This is a genomic window from Streptomyces sp. NPDC053432 (assembly GCF_055585365.1).
This window is the reverse complement of the sequence record NZ_JBVJKF010000002.1, coordinates 418,684-439,118: the sequence shown is the minus strand read 5'-3', so window position 1 is coordinate 439,118 and position 20,435 is coordinate 418,684. Positions and strand designations below refer to the sequence as shown.

The 20,435-nt window shown below is 73.2% G+C and carries 15 protein-coding genes; 10 read left to right on the top strand and 5 right to left on the bottom strand.

What is annotated here, in order from left to right:
- Nucleotides 1–35: 35 nt before the first annotated feature.
- From ACZ6Y1_RS05085 to ACZ6Y1_RS05070, 4 genes are all read left to right on the top strand, one after another.
- Nucleotides 36–716: a class I SAM-dependent methyltransferase gene (locus ACZ6Y1_RS05085; protein ID WP_469623034.1), complete on the top strand. Its 681-nt coding sequence runs from the start codon at nucleotides 36–38 to the stop codon at nucleotides 714–716.
- A gap of 286 nt (nucleotides 717–1,002) precedes the next feature.
- A complete protein-coding gene (locus ACZ6Y1_RS05080; RefSeq protein WP_469623693.1) occupies nucleotides 1,003–1,908 on the top strand; it encodes an oxygenase MpaB family protein in 906 nt (301 codons plus the stop codon).
- Nucleotides 1,890–3,977 (top strand): serine/threonine-protein kinase, encoded by a 2,088-nt coding sequence (locus ACZ6Y1_RS05075; RefSeq protein WP_469623031.1) that lies wholly within the window; start codon nucleotides 1,890–1,892, stop codon nucleotides 3,975–3,977. The genes ACZ6Y1_RS05080 and ACZ6Y1_RS05075 overlap by 19 nt, the downstream gene beginning before the upstream one ends.
- The gene (locus ACZ6Y1_RS05070) at nucleotides 3,974–5,542 is read left to right on the top strand and encodes a phytoene desaturase family protein (protein ID WP_469623028.1); all 1,569 of its coding nucleotides are present in this window, start codon (nucleotides 3,974–3,976) and stop codon (nucleotides 5,540–5,542) included. The genes ACZ6Y1_RS05075 and ACZ6Y1_RS05070 overlap by 4 nt, the downstream gene beginning before the upstream one ends.
- 45 nt (nucleotides 5,543–5,587) lie before the next feature.
- Here the strand turns inward: ACZ6Y1_RS05070 and ACZ6Y1_RS05065 are convergent, their stop codons facing one another.
- Entirely contained in the window at nucleotides 5,588–6,037 is a 450-nt protein-coding gene (locus ACZ6Y1_RS05065) for a nitroreductase family deazaflavin-dependent oxidoreductase (RefSeq protein WP_469623025.1), read from the bottom strand.
- 127 nt (nucleotides 6,038–6,164) lie between these two features.
- On the bottom strand, nucleotides 6,165–7,328 hold the full coding sequence (locus ACZ6Y1_RS05060) for an FAD-dependent monooxygenase (RefSeq protein WP_469623022.1): 1,164 nt from the start codon (nucleotides 7,326–7,328) through the stop codon (nucleotides 6,165–6,167).
- A gap of 79 nt (nucleotides 7,329–7,407) precedes the next feature.
- Between ACZ6Y1_RS05060 and ACZ6Y1_RS05055 the strand changes: the two genes are divergently transcribed.
- Complete coding sequence (locus tag ACZ6Y1_RS05055; protein WP_469623019.1) at nucleotides 7,408–8,064, top strand: TetR/AcrR family transcriptional regulator; 657 nt, start codon at nucleotides 7,408–7,410, stop codon at nucleotides 8,062–8,064.
- Between the two features lie 133 nt (nucleotides 8,065–8,197).
- Complete coding sequence (locus ACZ6Y1_RS05050; RefSeq protein ID WP_469623016.1) at nucleotides 8,198–8,851, top strand: hypothetical protein; 654 nt, start codon at nucleotides 8,198–8,200, stop codon at nucleotides 8,849–8,851.
- A gap of 45 nt (nucleotides 8,852–8,896) precedes the next feature.
- Here the strand turns inward: ACZ6Y1_RS05050 and ACZ6Y1_RS05045 are convergent, their stop codons facing one another.
- On the bottom strand, nucleotides 8,897–10,060 hold the full coding sequence (locus ACZ6Y1_RS05045) for a tyrosine/phenylalanine carboxypeptidase domain-containing protein (RefSeq protein ID WP_469623013.1): 1,164 nt from the start codon (nucleotides 10,058–10,060) through the stop codon (nucleotides 8,897–8,899).
- Between the two features lie 350 nt (nucleotides 10,061–10,410).
- Nucleotides 10,411–12,342, bottom strand: coding sequence for a serine hydrolase domain-containing protein (locus tag ACZ6Y1_RS05040; RefSeq protein WP_469623010.1), 1,932 nt, complete (start codon nucleotides 12,340–12,342; stop codon nucleotides 10,411–10,413).
- Between the two features lie 446 nt (nucleotides 12,343–12,788).
- On the opposite strand from ACZ6Y1_RS05040, the gene ACZ6Y1_RS05035 reads away from it, so the two are divergent.
- The 3 genes from ACZ6Y1_RS05035 (at nucleotide 12,789) to ACZ6Y1_RS05025 (ending at nucleotide 16,779) form a co-directional block, all read left to right on the top strand.
- Nucleotides 12,789–13,904 (top strand): NAD(P)H-dependent flavin oxidoreductase, encoded by a 1,116-nt coding sequence (locus ACZ6Y1_RS05035; protein WP_469623007.1) that lies wholly within the window; start codon nucleotides 12,789–12,791, stop codon nucleotides 13,902–13,904.
- A 5-nt stretch (nucleotides 13,905–13,909) separates the two neighbouring features.
- The gene (locus ACZ6Y1_RS05030; RefSeq protein ID WP_469623004.1) at nucleotides 13,910–15,463 is read left to right on the top strand and encodes an acyl-CoA synthetase; all 1,554 of its coding nucleotides are present in this window, start codon (nucleotides 13,910–13,912) and stop codon (nucleotides 15,461–15,463) included.
- Between the two features lie 200 nt (nucleotides 15,464–15,663).
- Nucleotides 15,664–16,779 (top strand): calcium:cation antiporter, encoded by a 1,116-nt coding sequence (locus ACZ6Y1_RS05025; RefSeq protein ID WP_469623000.1) that lies wholly within the window; start codon nucleotides 15,664–15,666, stop codon nucleotides 16,777–16,779.
- Nucleotides 16,780–16,842: 63 nt separating this feature from the next.
- On the opposite strand, the gene ACZ6Y1_RS05020 is transcribed toward ACZ6Y1_RS05025, so the two are convergent.
- Nucleotides 16,843–19,203, bottom strand: coding sequence for a phosphoketolase family protein (locus ACZ6Y1_RS05020; protein ID WP_469622997.1), 2,361 nt, complete (start codon nucleotides 19,201–19,203; stop codon nucleotides 16,843–16,845).
- Nucleotides 19,204–19,439: 236 nt separating this feature from the next.
- Between ACZ6Y1_RS05020 and ACZ6Y1_RS05015 the strand changes: the two genes are divergently transcribed.
- Nucleotides 19,440–20,315: a universal stress protein gene (locus ACZ6Y1_RS05015; protein WP_469622994.1), complete on the top strand. Its 876-nt coding sequence runs from the start codon at nucleotides 19,440–19,442 to the stop codon at nucleotides 20,313–20,315.
- Nucleotides 20,316–20,435 lie beyond the last annotated feature (120 nt).

Below are 20,435 nucleotides of genomic sequence, written 5' to 3'. Positions count from 1 at the left end.
TGGTCCCACGGGTTCGAGGCGTGAGGCGGGCGGCAGTGACGGACGAGGACGGTCTGGCGGCGGCGCAGCGTGCCCACTGGGACGCCACGTACGCCGCCCACCCCCGCATGTACGGACCGGAGCCCTCCGCGCCCGCCGTCCACGCGATGGCGGTGTTCCGGGCGGCCGGTGCCCGCGAGGTCCTGGAACTGGGCGCCGGGCACGGCCGCGACTCCCTGTTCTTCGCGCGGCAGGGCCTCGCCGTCCGGGCCACCGACGTCAGCGCCACCGGGCTGGAGCAGCTCCGGCGGGCGGCCAGGGAGCAGGGGCTGGAGGGGCGCGTGACGACCGCCGTCCAGGACGTACGGGAGCCCCTCGCCCTTCCCTCCCGCTCGGTGGACGCCGTATTCGCCCACATGCTGCTGTGCATGGCCCTGTCCACGGAGGAGATCCGGGCCCTGGTGGACGAGGTCCGCCGGGTGCTGCGGCCCGGCGGGGCCTTCGTCTACACCGTGCGGCACACGGGCGACGCGCACTACGGCACCGGCATCGCGCACGGAGACGACATCCACGAGCACGGCGGCTTCGCCGTCCACTTCTTCTCCCGGCAGCTGGTCGACTCCCTCGCCGGAGGCTGGCATCTCGAGGAGGTGGCCGCCTTCGAGGAGGGGGAGCTGCCCCGGCGCCTGTGGCGCGTCACGCAGACCGTGCCCGGGGGGAGTCGGATCCGGGCGTGAACCATCGGCCGATGGCTGGAGGTGCCCCTCGCCGCCAGGGCCTGTCGTCAAACTCCCGTCTGCCCCGCCCGCCGTCCGACGACGGGAGTTTGACGACAGGCCCTAGGCTGGATCCGCCGGGCGCCTGGGGCAGGGAGGTACGGGGATGGGCGACACCACGACCGGACGCGCCGGCCCCACAGGACCCACAGAACCCACGAGCTCCGCCGGTCCCACCGGCCCCGCGAGCTCTAGCAGTCCCACCGGCCCCACCAGCCCCGCGGGCTCCACCAGCCCCGACCCCGGCCTGTACGGGCCCTCGTCCGTCACCTGGCAGTGCCACGGCGACCCCGTCATGTGGATCGCCGGCGTCCGCGCCCTCTACCTCCAGGCGCTCCACCCGCGGGCCGTCCGCGGGGTGATGGAGAACTCCGACTTCCGGAGCGACGCCTGGGGCCGGCTGCTGCGCACCGCCGACTTCGTCGGCACCCTCACCTACGGCACCGCCGACGCCGCCGAGCGCGCCGGCGCCCGCGTCCGCGCGATCCACCGCAAGCTGTCCGCCACCGACCCGGCCACCGGCGAGCGGTTCCCCGTCGACGACCCCGAACTGCTGCTCTGGATCCACTGCGCGCAGATCGACAGCTTCCTCCACGTGCTCCGCCGCTCCGGCGTCCTCCTCACCCCCGCACAGGCCGACCGGTACGTCGACGAGAACCGGGTGAACGCCCGCCTCGTCGGCCTCGATCCGGTCGGCGTCCCCGCCGACACCGCCGGCCTCGCCGCGTACTTCGAGCGGGTCCGGCCCGGGCTCTCCGCCGGCCCCGACGCCCAGGACGTGTACGACTTCCTGCAGGGCCCGCCGGTCCCTCCCCTCCTCGTACCTGGCCGAAACCTGCTGTGGCGCCCGGTCGCCGCCCTCGCGTACGGTTCCCTCCCCGCCTGGGCGCACCGGCTGTACGGGCGGCCCGCTCCACCCCCGCGTACGGTGACCCGGCGCCTGCGCCTCACGGGGCACGTGCTGCGCAGCATTCCCGCAGGTCTACGCTGGAAGCTGCCGCCAGGTCACATCTTGAGAGCGATGCGTCGCATGGGCCCCGGGAGCCGCCCCTCGACGCACGGGCTGCGCGCGGCAGCCTCCATACTGGACGGGCCGGGGAGGGCATCGCACGACGACGGGGGCGGCTTCAAGACATGGCGGAGTCCAGACTGATCCAGGGCCGGTACCGGTCGCTCGACCTGATCGGGCGCGGTGGCATGGGCGAGGTATGGCGCGCCCGGGACGAATCCCTGGGCCGGCAGGTCGCCGTCAAGTGCCTCAAGCCGATCGGGGCGGACCAGGACGCCCACTTCACCCAGGTACTGCGCGAACGGTTCCGGCGCGAGGCGCGCGTGGCCGCCTCCCTCCAGCACCGGGGGGTCACCGTCGTCCACGACTTCGGCGACGACAGCGCCGCGGGCGGCTGCCTCTACCTGGTGATGGAGCTCCTGGAAGGCCGCAACCTCAGCCAGCTCCTGGAGGAGAACGAGACCCGTCCGCTCCCCGTGGACGTGGTCGTCGACATCGCGGAGCAGATGGCCGCGGCCCTGGGCTACACCCACGACCAGGGCGTCGTCCACCGCGACCTGAAGCCCGCCAACATCATGCGGCTCACCGACGGCACGGTGAAGATCTGCGACTTCGGCATCGCCCGCCTCGCCCACGACATCGGCTTCACCGCCAAGCTCACCGGCGGCGGCATGGCCATGGGCACCCCCCACTACATGTCGCCGGAGCAGATCGCGGGCGGCGAGGTCGACCACCGCAGCGACCTCTACTCCCTGGGCTGCGTCCTGTACGAGATCGCCACCGGAGCCCCGCCCTTCGACCTCGGCGACTCCTGGTCCGTGCTGGTCGGCCACCGCGACAACGCGCCCGTCCCGCTCCGGCAGCACCGTCCCGAGCTTCCCGGCTACTTCGAGGAGCTCGTCCTCGAACTCCTCGCCAAGCGCCCCGAGGACCGGCCGGGCGACGCCCGCCACCTGCACCGCAGGCTCGTCGAAGCACGCCTCGGCCCCGGCGGGCTGCCCGGCGCCCTGGCCCCGCTCCCCGCGTGGGCCCGCGGCATGACCGCCGGGCGCAAGGCCGGGATCGACGCCCGCCCCGCGAGCGGCGAATGGGCCGTGCTCACCGGCTCCTGGACGGCGGCCCGCCCCAGCGGCGAACAGCACGCCCTCCACCACGCCCTCCACACCGCCGTCCGCCGCCCCGAGCCCGCCGAGGACCCGCGCCTGACCGTCGCGTACGGCATCGCGCGGATCCCCGGCCCGCGCGAGACCGACCCCGACGCGCTCACCGCCGGCCACACCCGCGCCTTCGCGCTCAGCCGCTCCGGCCACCCCGAGGAGGCCCTCGCCGCCTACACGGCCGTGGCCGAGGGCCGCACCCGCGCGCTCGGCGCGGACCACCCCGACACCCTCGCCGCGCGCCAGGAGGCGGCGTACGAACTGGGCCGGCTCGGGCGCCACCAGGAAGCGCACGACATCTACCGCGCCGTGCTCGTCGCCCGCGAACGGACCGTGGGACCGCGCCACCCCGACACCCTGCGCTGCCGCCACAACCTGGCCTGCGCGCTGGGTGCCCTCGGCCGGTACGCGGACGCCCACGCCACCGCCGCCGGGGTCGCCGCCGACCGGGCGGCCGTCCTGGGCGCAGAGCACCCCGACACCCTGCTGACCCGCTACGAGGTGGCGTACGCCCTCGGCCGCCTGGAGCGCTGGCAGGAAGCCCTGGCGGGCTTCCGCGAGGTCGCCGCCGTACGGGAACAGGTGCTGGGCCGCGACCACCCCGACACCCTCGCCGCCCGCTACGAGGTCGGCATCGCCCTCGGCCGTACCGGGAACAGCTCCCAGGCCCTCGACCTGTTCCGCGCCCTGGTCCGCGACCGCACCCGCGCCTACGGCGCCACCGACCCCGAGACGCTGCGCGCCCGGCACGTCCTCGGCGTCAACCTGGGCCGGCTGGAACGGTGGGAGGAAGCGGTGGCCGAGGCCCGGGAGGTGGGCGCCGTACGGGCGAGGGTGCTCGGCGCCGAGCACCCCGACACCCTGGTCAGCCGCCGCGAACTCGCCGTCGGCCTCGGGCGGCTGGGCCGCTGGGAGGAAGCGCTGCCCGTCTACCGCGAACTCTCGGGGATCCGCGAGAGGTCCCTGGGCGACGAGCACCCGGAGACGGTGCTGGCCCACGCCGACGAGGCGTACTGTCTGGAGCGGCTCGGCCAGGTGTGCTACCAAGAGCCATGACGACCTTCGGGCGGGACGTATACGACGACGTGATCGTGGGCGGCGGGCACAACGGCCTGGTGGCCGCCGCGTACCTGGCCAGGGCGGGCCGCGCGGTCCTCGTCCTGGAACGGCTCGGGAACACCGGCGGGGCGGCCATCTCCAGCCGCCCCTTCGCCGATGTCGACGCCCGCCTCTCGCGCTACTCCTACCTCGTCTCCCTGCTCCCCCCGAAGATCGTGCGCGACCTGGGCCTGGACTTCGCCGTCCGCCGCCGCACCGTGTCCTCGTACACCCCCGCCGAGCGCGGCGGTCGGCCCGGCGGGCTCCTCGTGGGCGGTGACGAGCAGCGCACCCGGGAGTCCTTCGCACGGCTGACCGGCTCGGACCGGGAGTACGAGAGCTGGCGCGCCTTCTACGGGACCACCCGGCACGTGGCCCGAGCGGTGTTCCCGACCCTCACCGAACCCCTGCCCGCCCGCGCGGAGCTGCGCTCCCGGATCGACGACGAGGCCGCCTGGCGGATGCTCTTCGAGGAGCCGCTGGGCCGGGCCGTCGAGACGCACTTCTCCGACGACCTGGTGCGCGGGATCGTCCTGACCGACGGACTGATCGGCACCTTCGCCGACGCGCACGACCCCTCGCTCGCGCAGAACCGCTGCTTCCTCTACCACGTCATCGGCGGCGGGACCGGGGACTGGGACGTGCCCGTCGGGGGCATGGGCGCCCTGACGGACTCCCTCGCCGCCGCCGCGCGGGCCGCCGGGGCGGAGATCGCCACGGGGCACGAGGTGCTGCGGATCGACACGGACGGCACCTCGCACGCCGAGGTGGTGTTCCGCACGGCCACGGGCGAGGGGCGGGTCGTCGCCCGCACGGTGCTGGTGAACGCCTCGCCCCGGGCACTGGCCGAACTGCTCGGCGAGACACCGCCGGAGCCGGCTCCCGAGGGCGCCCAGCTCAAGGTCAACATGCTGCTGCGCAGGCTGCCCCGGCTGCGGGACACCACCGTGGACCCGCGCGAGGCCTTCGGCGGCACCTTCCACATCGCCGAGGGCTACCGCGAGCTGGCCCGGGCCTACGCGGAGGCGGCGTCCGGCGAACTGCCGTCCGTACCTCCCTCGGAGATCTACTGCCACTCGCTGACCGACCCCACGATCCTGGGCCCGGAGCTCGTGGAACAGGGCTACCAGACGCTCACCCTCTTCGGACTGCACACCCCGGCCCGCCTGTTCGAGAAGGACAACCGGCAGACGCGCGAGGTCCTGCTCGCCGCCACCCTCGCGCAGCTCGACACCCACCTGGCCGAACCGCTCACCGACTGCCTCGCCTTCGACGGCGACGGCCGCCCGTGCATCGAGGCGAAGACCCCGCTCGACCTGGAGCGCGAACTGCGCCTGCCCGGCGGCCACATCTTCCACCGGGACCTGTCCTGGCCGTACGCCGACACCGACGCCGGCGGCGGCCGGTGGGGAGTGGAGACCGCCCACCGCAACGTGCTGCTGTGCGGTGCGGGGGCGGTCCGCGGCGGCGGCGTCAGCGGGGTCCCGGGCCACAACGCGGCGATGGCCGTGCTGGGGCACTGATTCGGCTGCCGACCGCCGGCTGCCAACTGCTGGCTGCCGCAAGGGCTACCCGGCGGGCTCGATCACGACGACCGGGATCTCGCGGTCCGTCTTGGCCTGGTACTCGTCGTACGCGGGCCAGTGACGCAGCATCAGGGGCCAGTACGCGGCGCGCTCCTCGGCCGTGGCGGTGCGTGCCGAGCCCTGGAGGACCTTGGGGCCCACCTGGATGCGGACCTCGGGGTGTTCGGTCAGATTGCGGTACCAGAGCGGGTGCGCCGGGTCGCCGCCCTTGGAGGCGACGACCAGGTAACGGCCGTCCGCCTCGCCGTAGATGAGGGGCGTGCGCACCGGATTGCCGGAAACCCTGCCCACGGTGGTGAGCAACAGGGTCTGCGTGCCGTTCCAGTACTGGCCCTCGGTCCCCTTCGAGTCCACGTACTGCTTGACGTGGTCGAGCTGCCAGCTGCCCGGCCTGGGGTCGGTCGGGTGGTCCCAGTCGATGTCGGTCGTCACGGTATTCAGCCTGCCTTCGCGCGTTGAACGGTCAACGAACCTCGACAACGAGTACCAACCCCGCGGGACACGCGGTTTATGCCGGGCGGGCGCCTACGCGGGTGCGCGTGGCGCGCCGGCGGGGGCGTCAGGGGAGTTCGAAGCCGGCGACGATCCCGTCCAGCGCCCGGTTCGCGGCGAAGGCCGGGGTGGCACGGACGGCGAGGTCGCGCACGGCGACCGCGAGCGGGTGGGTGAGGGCGGCGACCCGGCCCATGCGGCGGGCCCGGACGCGGATGGCGTCGGTGCGGGCGCAGCGGGCGGTGCTGTACGCCGCGAGCGCGGCCGGCACGTCCACGGCGTCCCCGGAGCCCAGCAGGTGGGCGAGCACGGCGGCGTCCTCGACGGCCTGGCAGCCGCCCTGGCCGAGGTTGGGGGTCATGGCGTGGGCGGCGTCCCCGAGCCAGGCGACGCGGCCGTGGTGGAAGCGGGGGAGCGGAGCCGCCAGGTCGTGGAGGTCGTGCTGGAGCACGGCGGCCGGGTCGATCCGGTCCAGCAGCGCGGGGATCGGGTCGTGCCAGGAGCCGAAGCGGCGCAGGAGTTCGGTGCGGACGTCGGCCGGGCGGTACCCCTGGGGGACGACGGCGGTGGCGTAGACGTAGACACGGCCGTCGGCGAGCGGAACGGTGCCGAAGCGCTCGCCGCGGCCCCAGGTCTCGGCCGTGTCGACGCCGCCGCCGGCCGCGGCGGCGGGCAGGACGGTGCGCCAGGCGGTCTCCCCGCTGTAGTGCAGGCCGGGGTGGTCCGGGAAGAACTGGCGGCGCAGCGGGCTGTGGATGCCGTCCGCGGCGAGGACGAGGTCGGCTCCGAGGCCGCCCCCGGACGTACGGGCCACCGGCCGGCCGGCCGCGTCGTCGACGGCGGTGACGGTGGTGGAGTACCGGATCGTCCCGTCGGGGAGCGCGGCGGCCAGGGCGTCGGCCAGGGCCGACCGGTGCAGGGCGAGCGGGGGGCGGCCGTAGCGCGCGGTGAGCGCGGCGGTGTCGGCGCGCGTCAGCCAGCTCCCGGCGGAGCGCCGCAGGCCCATCGCGGCGGGGACCGTGCGGCCCCCGGCGCGGGTGGCGTCGAATCCGATGGTGTCGAAGGCGCGCAGCGCGTTGGGGGCGAGCACGATCCCGGCGCCGACGGCGGTCGGCCCGGGAGCCCGCTCGCACACGGTGACCCTCCAGCCGCGCCGGTGCAGGGCCAGTGCCGCGGTGAGCCCCCCGATCCCCGCACCCGACACGACCGCATGAGGCCGGAGTTCCGACATGACGAGCCCTCCCCGTCTTCCTCGGTCCTCTACATCCGTAGAGGCTCAGGCCCGCACTCTACAGCTGTAGAGTGCGAGCATGTCAACGGAGCGCAGAACCCTGATCGCCGACACCGCGATCGAACTCGTGGCCGCCGCCGGTCTCCGGGGGCTCACCCACCGGGCCGTCGACGGTGCGGCGCGGCTCCCGGCGGGCAGCACCTCGTACTACTTCCGCACGAGGACGGCCCTGATCGGCGCCTGCTACCAGCGGCTGGCGGAGCTTGACCTGGCCGACCTCGCCGAGGGCGGCCCGTCCGCCTCCGTGCCCGCGCCGGGATCCGCCTCCGCGCCGGGATCCGCCTCCGCGCCGGGATCCGTCTCCGCGCCGCCCGGGCGGGACACGGCCGCGGCGGCGCTCGCCGGTCTGCTGCTGCGCTGGCTGACGGTGGGTCGCGAGCGGCAGCTGGCCCGGTTCGAACTGAGTCTGGAGGCCGCCCGCAACCCCGAACTGGAGGCCGACCTCCACCGTGCGGGCCAGGGCGCCCGCTCCCGCGCGGCCGCGATCCTCGCCGCACTCGGGGCCGACCGTCCCGAGGAGGCCGCCGAACTCCTGGCCGCCTGGACGGACGGGCTGCTCTACGACCGCCTCGCGGGCGCCCTCGCCCGCTCCCGTCCGGCCCCCGACCTGGCCGAACTGACCACCGTGGCCCGCCGCATGATCGACGCGGTACTGGCGCCCCGGGCGGGCCTCTGAGGCCCCGCTGTCCACTTTCGGCCATCAGCGGTGCGTATCCGGCCAAGTGGCGAAAAGGCGCCCTGTCCGGAGGGCTCGTTTTGGGAAGCTGCTCCCGCCCAACCGAGTCACCGGAATGGTCCGTGATGCTCAAGTGGACTTACTGATCGGAATTGCCGAAAAGGTCGTCGTCGCCGTCGCGGCGTCGACGTTCTCACTGCTGGGAATGCGGCTCTTCAGACCCCGTATCCGACTCTCCCCGCAGATCGCGGTCCGCTGGTCCGAACCGGGCCAGGGGCTGCGGTACAAACTGAAGCTGGTCAACAGGGGCCGCCGCGGGCTCGTGGACCTCCAGTTCGAGCTGGTCCTCGTGTACGCCAACGCCGAAACCACCAACAACACCGTGCTGATCACGCGCAACAGGCCCGAACCGATGTCCATCCGGGCGCGCGGCTGGAGGAAGCCGAAGACCGACGATGTTCCGGGCGTGTACGTCATCACGTACAGCGAGGACATCATCGGACTGATCGCGAAGCGGACGAAAGGCGGCGCCTATCCCAGCCATCTCCGTTTCCGGGTGTACGCCCGGGACGCGATGTCCGGAATCGGCCGCCAATTCGAAATGAAGTACGACCCCGCCCTCGAGAAGATTGTCTACGGGAGGTTCGAGAAGAAGGGGAGCCAGAAAATCATCGCCCTGGAACCGCACGCGTACTGGACGAAGATGACGGACCATTTCGGGACGGTCCCCGGGGTGCGCCAGGAGGTCGACACGGCTCCGGACGCGGCCCGGAAACCCGGCGGCTGAGCGCCGGGGACCCGGCCGTGAGCGGCGCGGCGCGCGTGCGCGCGCTCAGCTGCCCGCGGCCGGGCCACCGCGCCGCCTGCGTACGATCGTCCGGGAGCGTTCCGTGAACTCCTCGTCCGGGCGCTTGAGTTCGTCGCCGAGATGGGCGAGGAGGCCGGCCTCACGGAGGAGGTCCAGGCGGTGCAGCGGCCACTTCGAACCCATGAGGAGGTCGTGATCGCCCGGGTGGTCGCCCAAGTGCCGTTCGAGCATGCGGAACCCCGCCAGATAGACGTGGTCCTTGACGAACCCGCCCGGTACCGAGGTGTCCACCAGTCCCCGTTTCACGCGTACCGCGACATCGAACGCCGTGCCGAGCGAGGTGTACGGGGTGAGCGCCCGGACGACGTCGACGAAGCTCCCGTGCAGGGCCGCGTCCACGGCGACCACGCGCAGCGCGAACCTGCGGTCGAGGGCGCCGCCGTCGGCCGCCCGCTGTTCGTTCCACACGGCGAAGCCCTCTTCCGTGGCCGTGTGCCCGGACAGCTGGAGGCCCAGGATCCGCGCTCCTCGCCGGGCGTTCACCCAGCGGAAGACGTGCGTGCCTATCTCGTGGACGATCAGCCGCAGCAGTTCGCCCTCCGACAGCCGGATCCCGGCCCGGATCCGCACCGACCGGTCGGCCGTGGACACGCTCATGCGGGCGGCCGCGCCCGGCTTGATCCGGACCGTCCAGTCCGTCAGCCGCTCCTCGGCGAGTACGTCCGAGATCGCGGCGGCGGCGTCCTCCGCTCCGTACGGTGCGTCCCGGTGCCCGTCCGGCTCCCCCCGCAGGAGTCCGAGCGCGTCGGCGAGCAGGCCTCCGTCCGGGACGCCGTTCTCCAGCGACGTGGCTTCCGTGATCCTGGCGGCGTCGCGGCTCGCGCAGGCGAGGTACCGGTCCAGGTACCGCGCGGCCTCGTCCGCGATCAGCTGGTGCCAGGGGTCGTCGTGGGCGGCGGTCTCCGCGTGGACCCGGCGCAACTCCCGTGTCGCACCGTCGTCGACCGGGCGGTACGTGAAGCGGGGGTCGGCCCACAGCCCTCGCTGCGCGGCGCGCAGGAACCGCTCGCGGTGGCCGTCGAGGTCCTCGGGCAGGACCAGGCCCAGCAGCGAGAGGCCGGCGGTGGCGGCCTTGTAGCGGTCGGCTGCGGTGTCGGCGCGCCGCATGCGGTCCATCTCAGGGGTCACGCCGGGACGCTCCGTAGGTCGTGGTCGTCGCAGAACCGTTCACTCAGATCTCTGTTCCCACCCGTCGGTGCGGTAAGCGGAAAGAGCCGGGAGATCCGTTCCCCGGGCGCCGGTTCGGGCCCGCACCGGCCGGCCGGGCCCGGAACCACCGGCCCTTGCGGATCCTGCCGCGGCGCCTCAGCTCCCCGGGCCGAGACCTTTCGGGAGGGAGGCCGCCACCAGGGCGACGGCTTCCTCGGGCGTCTGGGTGCGCGCGACCGGTCCGCCTGCGCTCCACATCCCGTACCGCCCCCTCGTCGTACGGGCGGACGGCGTACCCGATACGGCTGTTGACCGGCGGTCCGGACGGCCTAGTCGGCGGACCGGGTCCAGCCGATGGCGACGAGGCGGTCGGCGTCGGACGGGCGGTCCTCCGCGAAGAGGAGCCGGGAGGGTTCCGCGACGCGGATGACGTCCACGTAGATGCCGCGTCCGACGTAGCGGCCGGTCGTGGAGTGGCGCAGGCGCAACCGGACCTCGCGGCCCGCCCAGCCGGCGGTGAGGGGGGCTTCGAGGCGGTGCCAGATACGGCCCGACCAGCCGCTCACGGAGCCGAGCGGCCACTCCTCGGGGGTTCCGCCGGTGGTGCGCAGGGTGGTGAAGGGGAGCGGCTCCCAGTGCTCGCCGTCGGCGGAGGCCTCCAGATGGAGGGCGCCCTCGCCCGGCACGGTGTCCCACCACACGGCGCAGCGCAGCCGGGCGGACGCCGTGGCCGGGGTCAGCGGGGGCAGGTTGAGGGTGCCCGAGGAGCCCGGCCGGATGCCCGAGAACCAGGCCGCGCCGCCGTGCTTCGTACGGACCGGGACGGCACGCGCGAAGCGGTTTCCCACGGCGACCCGCGGAGCGCTGCCGGCCCGCCAGGTGCGGACGGGGTGGACCGAGTTGCCGAGCAGGATCAGGAAGGAGTCGGTGGAGGGGTCCAGGACGAGCGAGGTCCCGGTGAAGCCGGTGTGCCCGGCGGAGTGCGGAGTGGCCATCGCGCCCATGTACCAGTGCTGGTAGAGCTCGAAGCCGAGCCCGTGGTCGTCGCCGGGGAAGGCGGTGTTGTAGTCGGTGAAGAGCAGCTCGACGGAGGCCGGGGAGAGGATGCGCCTGCCCGCGTAGGCGCCGCCGTCGAGCAGGGTCCGGGCGAGGACGGCCAGGTCCCAGGCGGTGCCGAAGATCCCCGCGTGGCCCGCGACTCCGCCGAGCGCGTACGCGTTCTCGTCGTGGACCTCGCCCCAGACCAGCCCGCGGTCCAGGCCGGACCAGGGCGGCCGCTGTACCTCGGTGGCGGCGGTGATCCGGCGCCAGGAGAGCGGAGGGTTGTAGCGAGTGCGGTGCATCCCGAGCGGAGCGGTGATCTCGTCGTGGAGCAGGACGTCCAGGGTGCGACCGGTGATCCGTTCCAGGAGCAGCTGGAGGGAGACCAGGTTCAGGTCGGAGTAGCGGTAGACGGTGCCGGGAGTCTCCTGCGGCCGGACCGACCAGAGGAGTTGCAGCTGCCCCTCCCGGCTGGACTCCCGGTAGAAGGGAGCCCAGGAACGCAACCCCGAGGTGTGGGTGAGCAGCTGGCGGACCGTGATCAGCTCCTTGCCGCCGCCCGTGAACTCCGGCAGGTACCGCCGCACCGGGGCCTCCAGCGCCAGGCGGCCCCGCTCCATCTGCTGCACGGCCAGGATCGAGGTGAAGAGCTTCGTCAGCGAGGCCAGGTCGAAGACCGTGTCCTCGGCCATCGCGATCCGCTCGGCCGCCGGGAACTCCCGGACGCGGTCCGTGCGCCCGTCGTAGTCGGCGTACCGCACGGCGTCGCCCATCGCGCGGTGCAGCGCGATCGTGCGGCCGCGCCCCGCCAGGACCACGGCCCCTGCGTAATAGGGGTGCTCGGGGGAGGGGCCCAGGAACCGGCGTGCCTCCTCGGTCACCTCGTCGAGGTGACGCTCCACCAGGCCGGCCTGGCGTGCCGAGCCGTAGCGCAGGCGGAGTCCCTGGAGGGCGCGGCGTTCGGCCGGGTTGCCGGATGCGGCCGCGGCGGGGCCGCCCGGCAGGGCGGCGTGGAGGACTAGTACGCCGCCGAGTGCGAGGAGGCGGGCGCCCAGCCTGCGGCGGCTGAGCCCGTGCCCGTCGTCTGCGCCCCCGCCGGCTTTCCCGTGGGCTGCGCCCCTGTCGGCTGTCGCCTGGGCTGCGCCGCCGCCGGCCTTCCCGTCGGCCCACGTGGCGGCCCCTTCGGCCGCCGCCTCGTTGGCCCCCGTTGTCCCTGCCATGTCCGGCCCTCCTGTCTCCTGCTCTTCTGTCCGAGTAGGCCTGCGGCGCCGTCTCCCGGGGCTCCGCCCCGGACCCGCGCCTCAAACGCCGGCGAGGCTGAAGTCGCCCCCGCCGTCAAGTCGCCCTGCCGTCTCCGTGCCGGCGAGGGGGAAGGTGGTCCCGCCGACGCCGTGACGGCGGGGTTGGAGTCGTCCTCGCCGTCTCCGGTGCCGGCCAGGCTGAAGGCGGCGCGGTCGTATGCCGCCCCGTCGGCCCCGGAGGCGGCGGGGCGAGTGCCGCCCCCGGCCCGGGACGCCGGCGCGGCCGGCGCACCGCACCGCACCGCACGCTAGTGGGTATGTGCCCGCCCCGCGTGCGACCGCCGCATCGACGGGCCCGTAAAGAATCTGACACCGCATCAGAAAATCTCTTCCCTCGATGACCGGGCTGCGGCATCCTGCCGCCCATGGAGACGGAGCTGAGCAAGAAACTGGGAGTCGAGCACGCCATCTTCGGCTTCACGCCCTTCCCGGCGGTCGCCGCCGCCATCACCCGGGCGGGCGGGTTCGGCGTGCTCGGAGCGGTCCGCTACACCGCTCCCGACGACCTCAAGCGCGACCTCGACTGGATGCAGAAGCACACCGACGGCAAGCCCTACGGCCTCGACGTCGTCATGCCCGCCAAGAAGGCCGTCGACGGCGTCAGCGAAGCCGACATCGAGGCGATGATCCCGGCCGCGCACCGGGCCTTCGTCCGCGACACCCTCGCCAAGCACCACGTGCCCGAGCTCCCCGAGGGCGAGGCCTCCGGCTGGCGGATCACCGGATGGATGGAGCAGGTCGCCCGCAACCAGCTCGACGTCGCCTTCGACTACCCCATCAAACTCCTGGCGAACGCCCTCGGTTCCCCTCCCGCCGACGTCATCGCACGCGCCCACGACCACGGGGTCCTCGTCGCCGCCCTGGCCGGAAGCGCCAAGCACGCCCGCCGCCACGCCGAAGCCGGCATCGACATCGTCGTCGCCCAGGGCTACGAGGCCGGCGGCCACACCGGTGACATCGCCACCATGGTCCTGGTCCCCGAGATCGCCGAGGCCGTCGCCCCGCTCCCGGTCCTCGCCGCCGGCGGCATCGGCAGCGGCGAGCAGATCGCCGCCGGCCTCGCCCTCGGCGCCCAGGGAGTCTGGCTCGGTTCCCTCTGGCTCACCACCACCGAGGCCGACCTGCACTCCCGGGCCCTCACCGGGAAACTGCTCGCCGCCGGCTCCGGCGACACCGTCCGCTCCCGCGCGCTCACCGGCAAACCCGCCCGCCAGCTGCGCACCGAGTGGACCGACGCCTGGGACGACCCGCAGGGCCCGGGTGCCCTCCCCATGCCGCTCCAGGGGCTGCTCGTCGCCGAAGCCGTCTCCCGGATCCAGAAGTACGAGGTGCAGCCGCTGCTCGGCACCCCCGTCGGTCAGATCGTCGGCCGGATGAACGAAGAGCGCAGCGTCCAGGCCGTGTTCGACGACCTCACCAGTGGCTTCGAACGAGCCATCGACCGCATCAACCGCATCGCAGGCCGAGTCCGAGAGGCGTGATCAGTGTGACCGACCAGCCCCCCAACGGCTTCTGGGCCCAGGCCGCCGCGGACCCCCGGCGGACCGTACTGATCACCCCCGAGGGCGAGGAGTGGACCGCGGCCCGGCTGCACGCCGACGTCAACCGGCTCGTCCACGGCCTGCGCGCCGCGGGCCTGGAACAGGGTGACGTCTTCGCGGTCGTCCTGCCCAACGGCGTCGAGTTCCTCACCGCCTACCTCGCCGCCGCCCAGGCCGGCTTCTACCTCGTCCCCGTCAACCACCACCTCGTCGGCCCCGAGATCGCCTGGATCGTCTCCGACTCCGGCGCCAAGGTCCTCGTCGCCCACGAGCGCTTCGCCGACGCCGCCACCGCCGCGGCCGACGAGGCGGGCCTGCCCGCGAGCCACCGCTACGCCGTCGGAGCCGTCCCGGGCTTCCGCCCGTACGCGGAGCTCCTGGACGGGCAGCCCGGCACGCCCCCCGCGGACCGCACCCTGGGCTGGGTCATGAACTACACCTCCGGGACCACCGGCCGCCCCCGCGGGATCCGCCGCCCGCTGCCCGGCAAGCTCCCCGAGGAGACCTACCTCGGAGGCTTCCTCGGCATCTTCGGGATCCGCCCGTTCGACGGCAACGTCCACCTGGTCTGCTCGCCGCTCTACCACACCGCGGTGCTCCAGTTCGCGGGCGCGGCCCTGCACATCGGGCACCCGCTGGTCCTGATGGACAAGTGGACCCCCGAGGAGATGCTGCGCCTGATCGACCGGCGGGCCTGCACGCACACCCACATGGTGCCGACCCAGTTCCACCGGCTCCTCGCCCTGCCGCAGGCCACGAAGGACGCGTACGACGTCTCCTCGATGCGGCACGCGATCCACGGCGCCGCACCCTGTCCCGACCACGTCAAGCGGGCCATGATCGACTGGTGGGGCACCTGCGTGGAGGAGTACTACGCCGCGAGCGAGGGCGGCGGCGCATTCGCCACCGCCGAGGACTGGCTGAAGAAGCCCGGCACCGTCGGCAAGGCCTGGCCGATCAGCGAGCTCGCCATCTTCGACGACGACGGCAACCGGCTGCCCCCCGGTGAACTGGGCACCGTCTACATGCGGATGAAGACCGGCGGCTTCAGCTACCACAAGGACGAGGACAAGACGAGGAAGAACCGCATCGGCGACTTCTTCACCGTCGGCGACCTCGGGCTGATGGACGAGGAGGGCTACCTCTTCCTCCGCGACCGCAAGATCGACATGATCATCTCGGGTGGGGTCAACATCTACCCGGCCGAGATCGAGTCCGCCCTGCTCGGCCACCCCGCGGTCGCGGACGCCGCCGCATTCGGCATCCCGCACGCCGACTGGGGCGAGGAGGTCAAGGCCGTCATCGAACCGGCCGAGGGCTTCGAGCCGGGCGACTCGCTGGCCACGGAGATCCTGCAGCACTGCGAGCGGCAGCTCGCCGGCTACAAGCGCCCCAAGACCGTCGACTTCATCGGGACGATGCCCCGCGACCCCAACGGCAAGCTGTACAAGCGGCGGCTGCGCGACCCGTACTGGGAGGGCCACGACCGGGCCATGTGACACGGTCCCGCGTCATCCGCGGGTGATGTCGTGCACCGGGGCGCCGTACGGGTCCTGCGTCCCGGTGCGGGTACGGCCCGGCTCGCAGCGCACCAGGGATCCAGCTCGCCACGCCCGGGCCGCGTGAGAAAGGCCACGTCACAGCCCGTGCGGCGGCCCTTGCGCCGCACGTGAGGAACAGTTCTGGCAAGTTGGCCTATATGAGTACGGCAACCCGCAAATCACCCCTGACCGACTGGACCGTCCTGGTCCCCGTGGTGGCGCTCGTCGCCCTCGTCTTCAGCTGGGGACGCGAGCTGCCCTCGCTGGGGGTGGTGTTGGTCGCGCTCTGCCTCGCGGGCGCGGTACTGGCGGCCGTCCACCATGCCGAGGTCGTGGCCCACCGGGTCGGCGAACCCTTCGGCTCCCTCGTGCTCGCCGTCGCCGTCACGGTCATCGAAGTGGCGCTGATCGTCACCCTGATGCTCGACGGCGGTGACAAGACCGCCTCGCTCGCCAGGGACACGGTCTTCGCCGCCGTCATGATCACCTGCAACGGCATCGTCGGCCTGTCGCTGTTCGTGGGCGCCCTGCGCAACCGGGTCGCCGTCTTCAACGCCGAGGGCTCCGGCGCCGCCCTCGCCACCGTCGCGACCCTCGCCACCCTCAGCCTGGTGCTGCCGACCTTCACGACCAGCAAGCCCGGACCGGAGTTCTCCACGGCCCAGCTGACCTTCGCGGCCGTCGCCTCGCTCGCCCTGTACGGACTGTTCATCGCCGTCCAGACGGTCCGCCACCGGGACTACTTCCTGCCCGTGGAAGCCGAACGCCGGCCCGGAGCGGTGGGCGACGGGGGCGACGACCACGCCGAGCGGCCCACCCCCCGCGCCGCCCTCGTCAGCGTCGGCCTGCTGCTCGTCGCGCTCGTCGCGGTGGTCGGCGACGCCAAGTCCGTCTCCCCGACCATCGAGAAGGGCGTCGCCGAAGCCGGCCTGCCGAACGCCGTCGTCGGTGTGATCATCGCCCTGCTCGTGCTGCTGCCCGAAACCCTGGCCGCGGTCCGGGCGGCGCGCCGCGACCGCGTCCAGACCAGCCTCAACCTGGCCTACGGATCATCCATCGCCAGCATCGGACTGACCATCCCCGCCATCGCGCTGGCTTCCGTCTGGCTCTCGGGCCCGCTGCTGCTGGGTCTCGGCCCGACGCACATGGTGCTGCTCGCCCTCACCGTCGTGGTCAGCGCCCTCACCCTCGCCCCCGGACGCGCCACCCTGCTCCAGGGCGGGGTCCACCTCGTGGTGCTGGCCGCGTACCTCTTCCTGGCCGTGAGCCCGTAGCCGCCACGTCCGGGAAGAGGGGCGGCGGGCGTCAGCGCCGCCCGCGCGGCCCATGGGCGCTGATCAGTACGGCCAGGACCAGTTGGCGATCTCCGGGAGGTCGGTGCCGTGCTCGCGGATCCAGTCGTGGTGTCGGATGCGCCGGTCGGCCATGGTCCGGCGTAGCGCCTCGGCCCGGCCGGCGAGCCCCGGGACGCGGTCGATGACGTCCATGACGAGCCGGTACCGGTCCATGTCGTTGCGCACGACCATGTCGAAGGGGGTCGTCGTCGTTCCGGACTCCTTGTACCCGCGCACATGCAGGTTCCGGTGGCCGGTGCGGCGGTAGGCGAGCCGGTGGATCAGCCACGGATAGCCGTGGTACGCGAAGATCACCGGCCGGTCGGTGGTGAAGAGGGCGTCGTACTCGGTGTCGGTCATGCCGTGCGGGTGTTCCTCGTGCGGCATCAGCCGGGCGATGTCGACGACGTTGACGACCCGGACGGCCAACGAGGGCAGGTGCTCGCGGAGCAGGGCCGAGGCGGCCAGCACCTCCATGGTGGGCACGTCTCCGGCGCAGGCGAGTACCACGTCCGGTTCGCCGGTGCCGTCGTCGGTCCCCGCCCACTCCCACACGTCGGCGCCGCGCGTCACGTGCGTGCGTGCCTCGTCGACGGGCAGCCAGTCGAAGCAGGGCTGCTTGCCGGCGACGATCACGTTGACCTGGTCGCGGCTGCGCAGCGCGTGATCGGCCACGGCGAGGAGGGTGTTGGCGTCCGGCGGCAGGTAGACCCGTACGACCTCGGGGCTCTTGTTGAGGACGTGGTCGACGAAGCCGGGGTCCTGGTGGGAGAAGCCGTTGTTGTCCTGGCGCCAGACGTGCGACGTGAGCAGGTAGTTGAGGGAGGCGATCGGGGCCCGCCAGGACAGTTCGCGCGAGGTCTTCAGCCACTTGATGTGCTGGCCGACCATGGAGTCGACGATGTGCGCGAAGGCTTCGTAGGTGGAGAAGAGACCGTGGCGACCGGTGAGGAGGTAGCCCTCCAGCCAGCCCTGGCAGACGTGTTCGGACAGGATTTCCATGACCCGGCCGTCCCGCGACAGGTTCCGGTCCGTGGCGTCCGTGACGGCCTGCCAGGCCTTGCCCGTGGCGTCGTACAGGTCGTCCAGCCGGTTGGAGGCGGTCTCGTCAGGTCCGACGACCCTGAAGTCCCGCCGTGCGGAGGTGTCGTGCATGATCCGGGTAAGGAAGCGCCCCAGGACACGGGTCGGTTCGTGGAGCGTTGCTCCCCGCTTGTCGACCGGGACGGCGTAGGCGTCGAGCGGCGGCATCGGAAGCGGCCGCAGCAGTCGGCCACCGTTCGCGTACGGGGCGGCGCCCAGGCGGCGCTCGCCCTCGGGGACGCATGCGAGGACCCGCGGGGTGGGGCATCCGTCGGCGTCGAAGAGCTCCTCCGGCCGGTACGAGCGAAGCCACTCCTCCAACTGCCTCAGGTGTGCCGGGTTCTCTCGCACCCCGGCCAGGGGGACCTGATGGGCCCGCCAGGTGCCCTCGACCGGGTCACCGTCGACGGTCGCCGGTCCGGTCCACCCCTTGGGGGTACGCAGGACGATCATCGGCCAGCGCGCGCGGGCCCGGTCAGGACCGGTGGCACCGGACCGGGCCGCCCCCTGGATGGCGGCGATGCGGTCCAGGGCGTGGTCCATCGCGCGCGCCATGGCGTGGTGGACGGAACCGGGGTCGCTGCCCGTGACGTAGAGGGGGTCGTGGCCGTAGCCGCGCAGCAGGGCGTCGAGCTCCGCCTCGGGGATCCGGGACAGCACCGTCGGGTTGGCGATCTTGTAGCCGTTCAGGTGGAGGATCGGCAGGACGGCGCCGTCGTGGACCGGGTCGAGGAATTTGTTCGCGTGCCAGGACGCCGCCAGCGGGCCAGTCTCCGCCTCGCCGTCGCCGATCACGCAGGCGACCAGCAGGCCGGGGTGGTCGAAGGCCGCACCGTACCCGTGCGACAGGGCGTAGCCGAGCTCGCCGCCCTCGTGGATGGAGCCCGGCGTCTCGGGCGCCACGTGGCTCGGTACGCCGCCGGGGAAGGAGAACTGCCGGAACAGCGTGGCCATGCCCGCGGCGTCCCGCGTGATGCCCGGGTAGGTCTCGGTGTACGTGCCCTCCAGCCAGGAGTTGGCGAGGACGGCGGGTCCGCCGTGGCCCGGACCCCAGATGCACAGGGCATCGAGGGATCGGTCCTTGATGACGCGGTTCAGGTGGGTGTGCACGAGATTGAGGCCGGGGGAGGTGCCCCAGTGGCCGAGGAGCCGGGGCTTGATGTGCTCCGGGCGCAGGGGCTCGGTCAGGAGCGGGTTGGCCATGAGATAGATCTGGCCGACTGCCAGGTAGTTGGCGGCGCGCCAGTGGGCGTCCAGCTCCGAGATGGGGTAGGCGGGCATGTCCGCTCCTCCGTGCAGCGTCCGGAACGTTCGTCGGCCGAGCCGATGCCGGTATCTTCCCGTCGCCCCGTACCCGGCGCGAGGGGAAGACGGTCCCCGGGGGAGGGACTGTCGGCCCCTGCGGGACGAGTCCCGCCGCGGCGAAAGTGGGTTCAGCGGCGCCGGCACCCCCGGCCGGTGCCGCTTCCCCCGCCGCCCGAATCCGATGCCCCGGCATCAGTACGGAGGACAGACCCGTGAAGCGCACCCTCGTCGTCGGAGTGGACGGATCCCCGCAGAGCCGGGCCGCGGCCGACTGGGCCGCTCGCGAAGCCGTACGGCGCGACCTGCCCCTGCACATGGTCCACGCCTGGCTCTGGCAGCCGCTGGCACAGCCGGTCGTCCAGGACCGAGACGTCGAAGCCCGGCGCGCGGGCGACGTCCTGAGGGAAGCGGAAGCAGAACTCACCGACCGCTACCCGGGACTCGACCTCACCGTCGAGTTGCTCTCCGACGCGCCGGTGCCGGCATTGCTGCACGCGGCCAAGGGCGCCGAGATGCTGGTTGTCGGCAGCCGTGGGCACAGTGCCCTGGTGGGCTTCCTGCTGGGCTCCTACGGCCAGCAGGTGATCGCCGCGGCAGAGTGCCCCGTGGTCTCGGTGCGCTCGGCATACGACAGGCCGGTGGCCCTGCCCGAGCTGGGCGAGGTCGTCGTCGGCCAGCAGGGCGGTGTGGAGGAATCCGCCGAGGTGCTGCGCATCGCCTTCGAGGCGGCCGCCGCACGCAAGGCACCGCTCCGCGCCGTACGCGCCTGGAGCCTGCCCCCGGTCTACGGCTACAGCCCCGGATCGCTGTGGATCGCCGACCAGTTCGGCGGTCTGGAGCCCTACGAGAAGGCCGCGCTGGAACAGGCCCTGGAGCCCTGGCGGCAGAGGTACCCCGACGTGGACGTGAGGGAGCACGTGGAACAGGGCAGCGCGGGCCACGTGCTGCTGACGGCGTCCTCGGACGCGCAACTCGTCGTCGTCGGTCGCAGGGTCCGCGAATCCTCCGTGGGGGCACGCGTCGGATCCGTGGCCCATGCCGTCCTGCACCACTCCGTCTGCCCCGTCGCCGTGGTGCCGCACCACTGAGTCGACGGTGAAGGGAGGGGGGGCGGGGGGGGGGGGGGGGGGGGGGGGGGGGGGGGGGGGGGGGGGGGGGGGGGGGAGGGGAGGGGGGAGAGGGGGGGGGGGGAGGAGGGAAGGGGGGGT

Bases quoted from the DNA above. Each gene is read 5' to 3' on its own strand.
- ACZ6Y1_RS05075 (WP_469623031.1), top strand. From the start codon at position 1,890: ATGGCGGAGTCCAGACTGATCCAGGGCCGGTACCGGTCGCTCGACCTG.
- ACZ6Y1_RS05070 (WP_469623028.1), top strand. From the start codon at position 3,974: ATGACGACCTTCGGGCGGGACGTATACGACGACGTGATCGTGGGCGGC.
- ACZ6Y1_RS05060 (WP_469623022.1), bottom strand. From the start codon at position 7,328: ATGTCGGAACTCCGGCCTCATGCGGTCGTGTCGGGTGCGGGGATCGGG.
- ACZ6Y1_RS05055 (WP_469623019.1), top strand. From the start codon at position 7,408: ATGTCAACGGAGCGCAGAACCCTGATCGCCGACACCGCGATCGAACTC.
- ACZ6Y1_RS05040 (WP_469623010.1), bottom strand. From the start codon at position 12,342: ATGGCAGGGACAACGGGGGCCAACGAGGCGGCGGCCGAAGGGGCCGCC.
- ACZ6Y1_RS05035 (WP_469623007.1), top strand. From the start codon at position 12,789: ATGGAGACGGAGCTGAGCAAGAAACTGGGAGTCGAGCACGCCATCTTC.
- ACZ6Y1_RS05025 (WP_469623000.1), top strand. From the start codon at position 15,664: ATGAGTACGGCAACCCGCAAATCACCCCTGACCGACTGGACCGTCCTG.
- ACZ6Y1_RS05020 (WP_469622997.1), bottom strand. From the start codon at position 19,203: ATGCCCGCCTACCCCATCTCGGAGCTGGACGCCCACTGGCGCGCCGCC.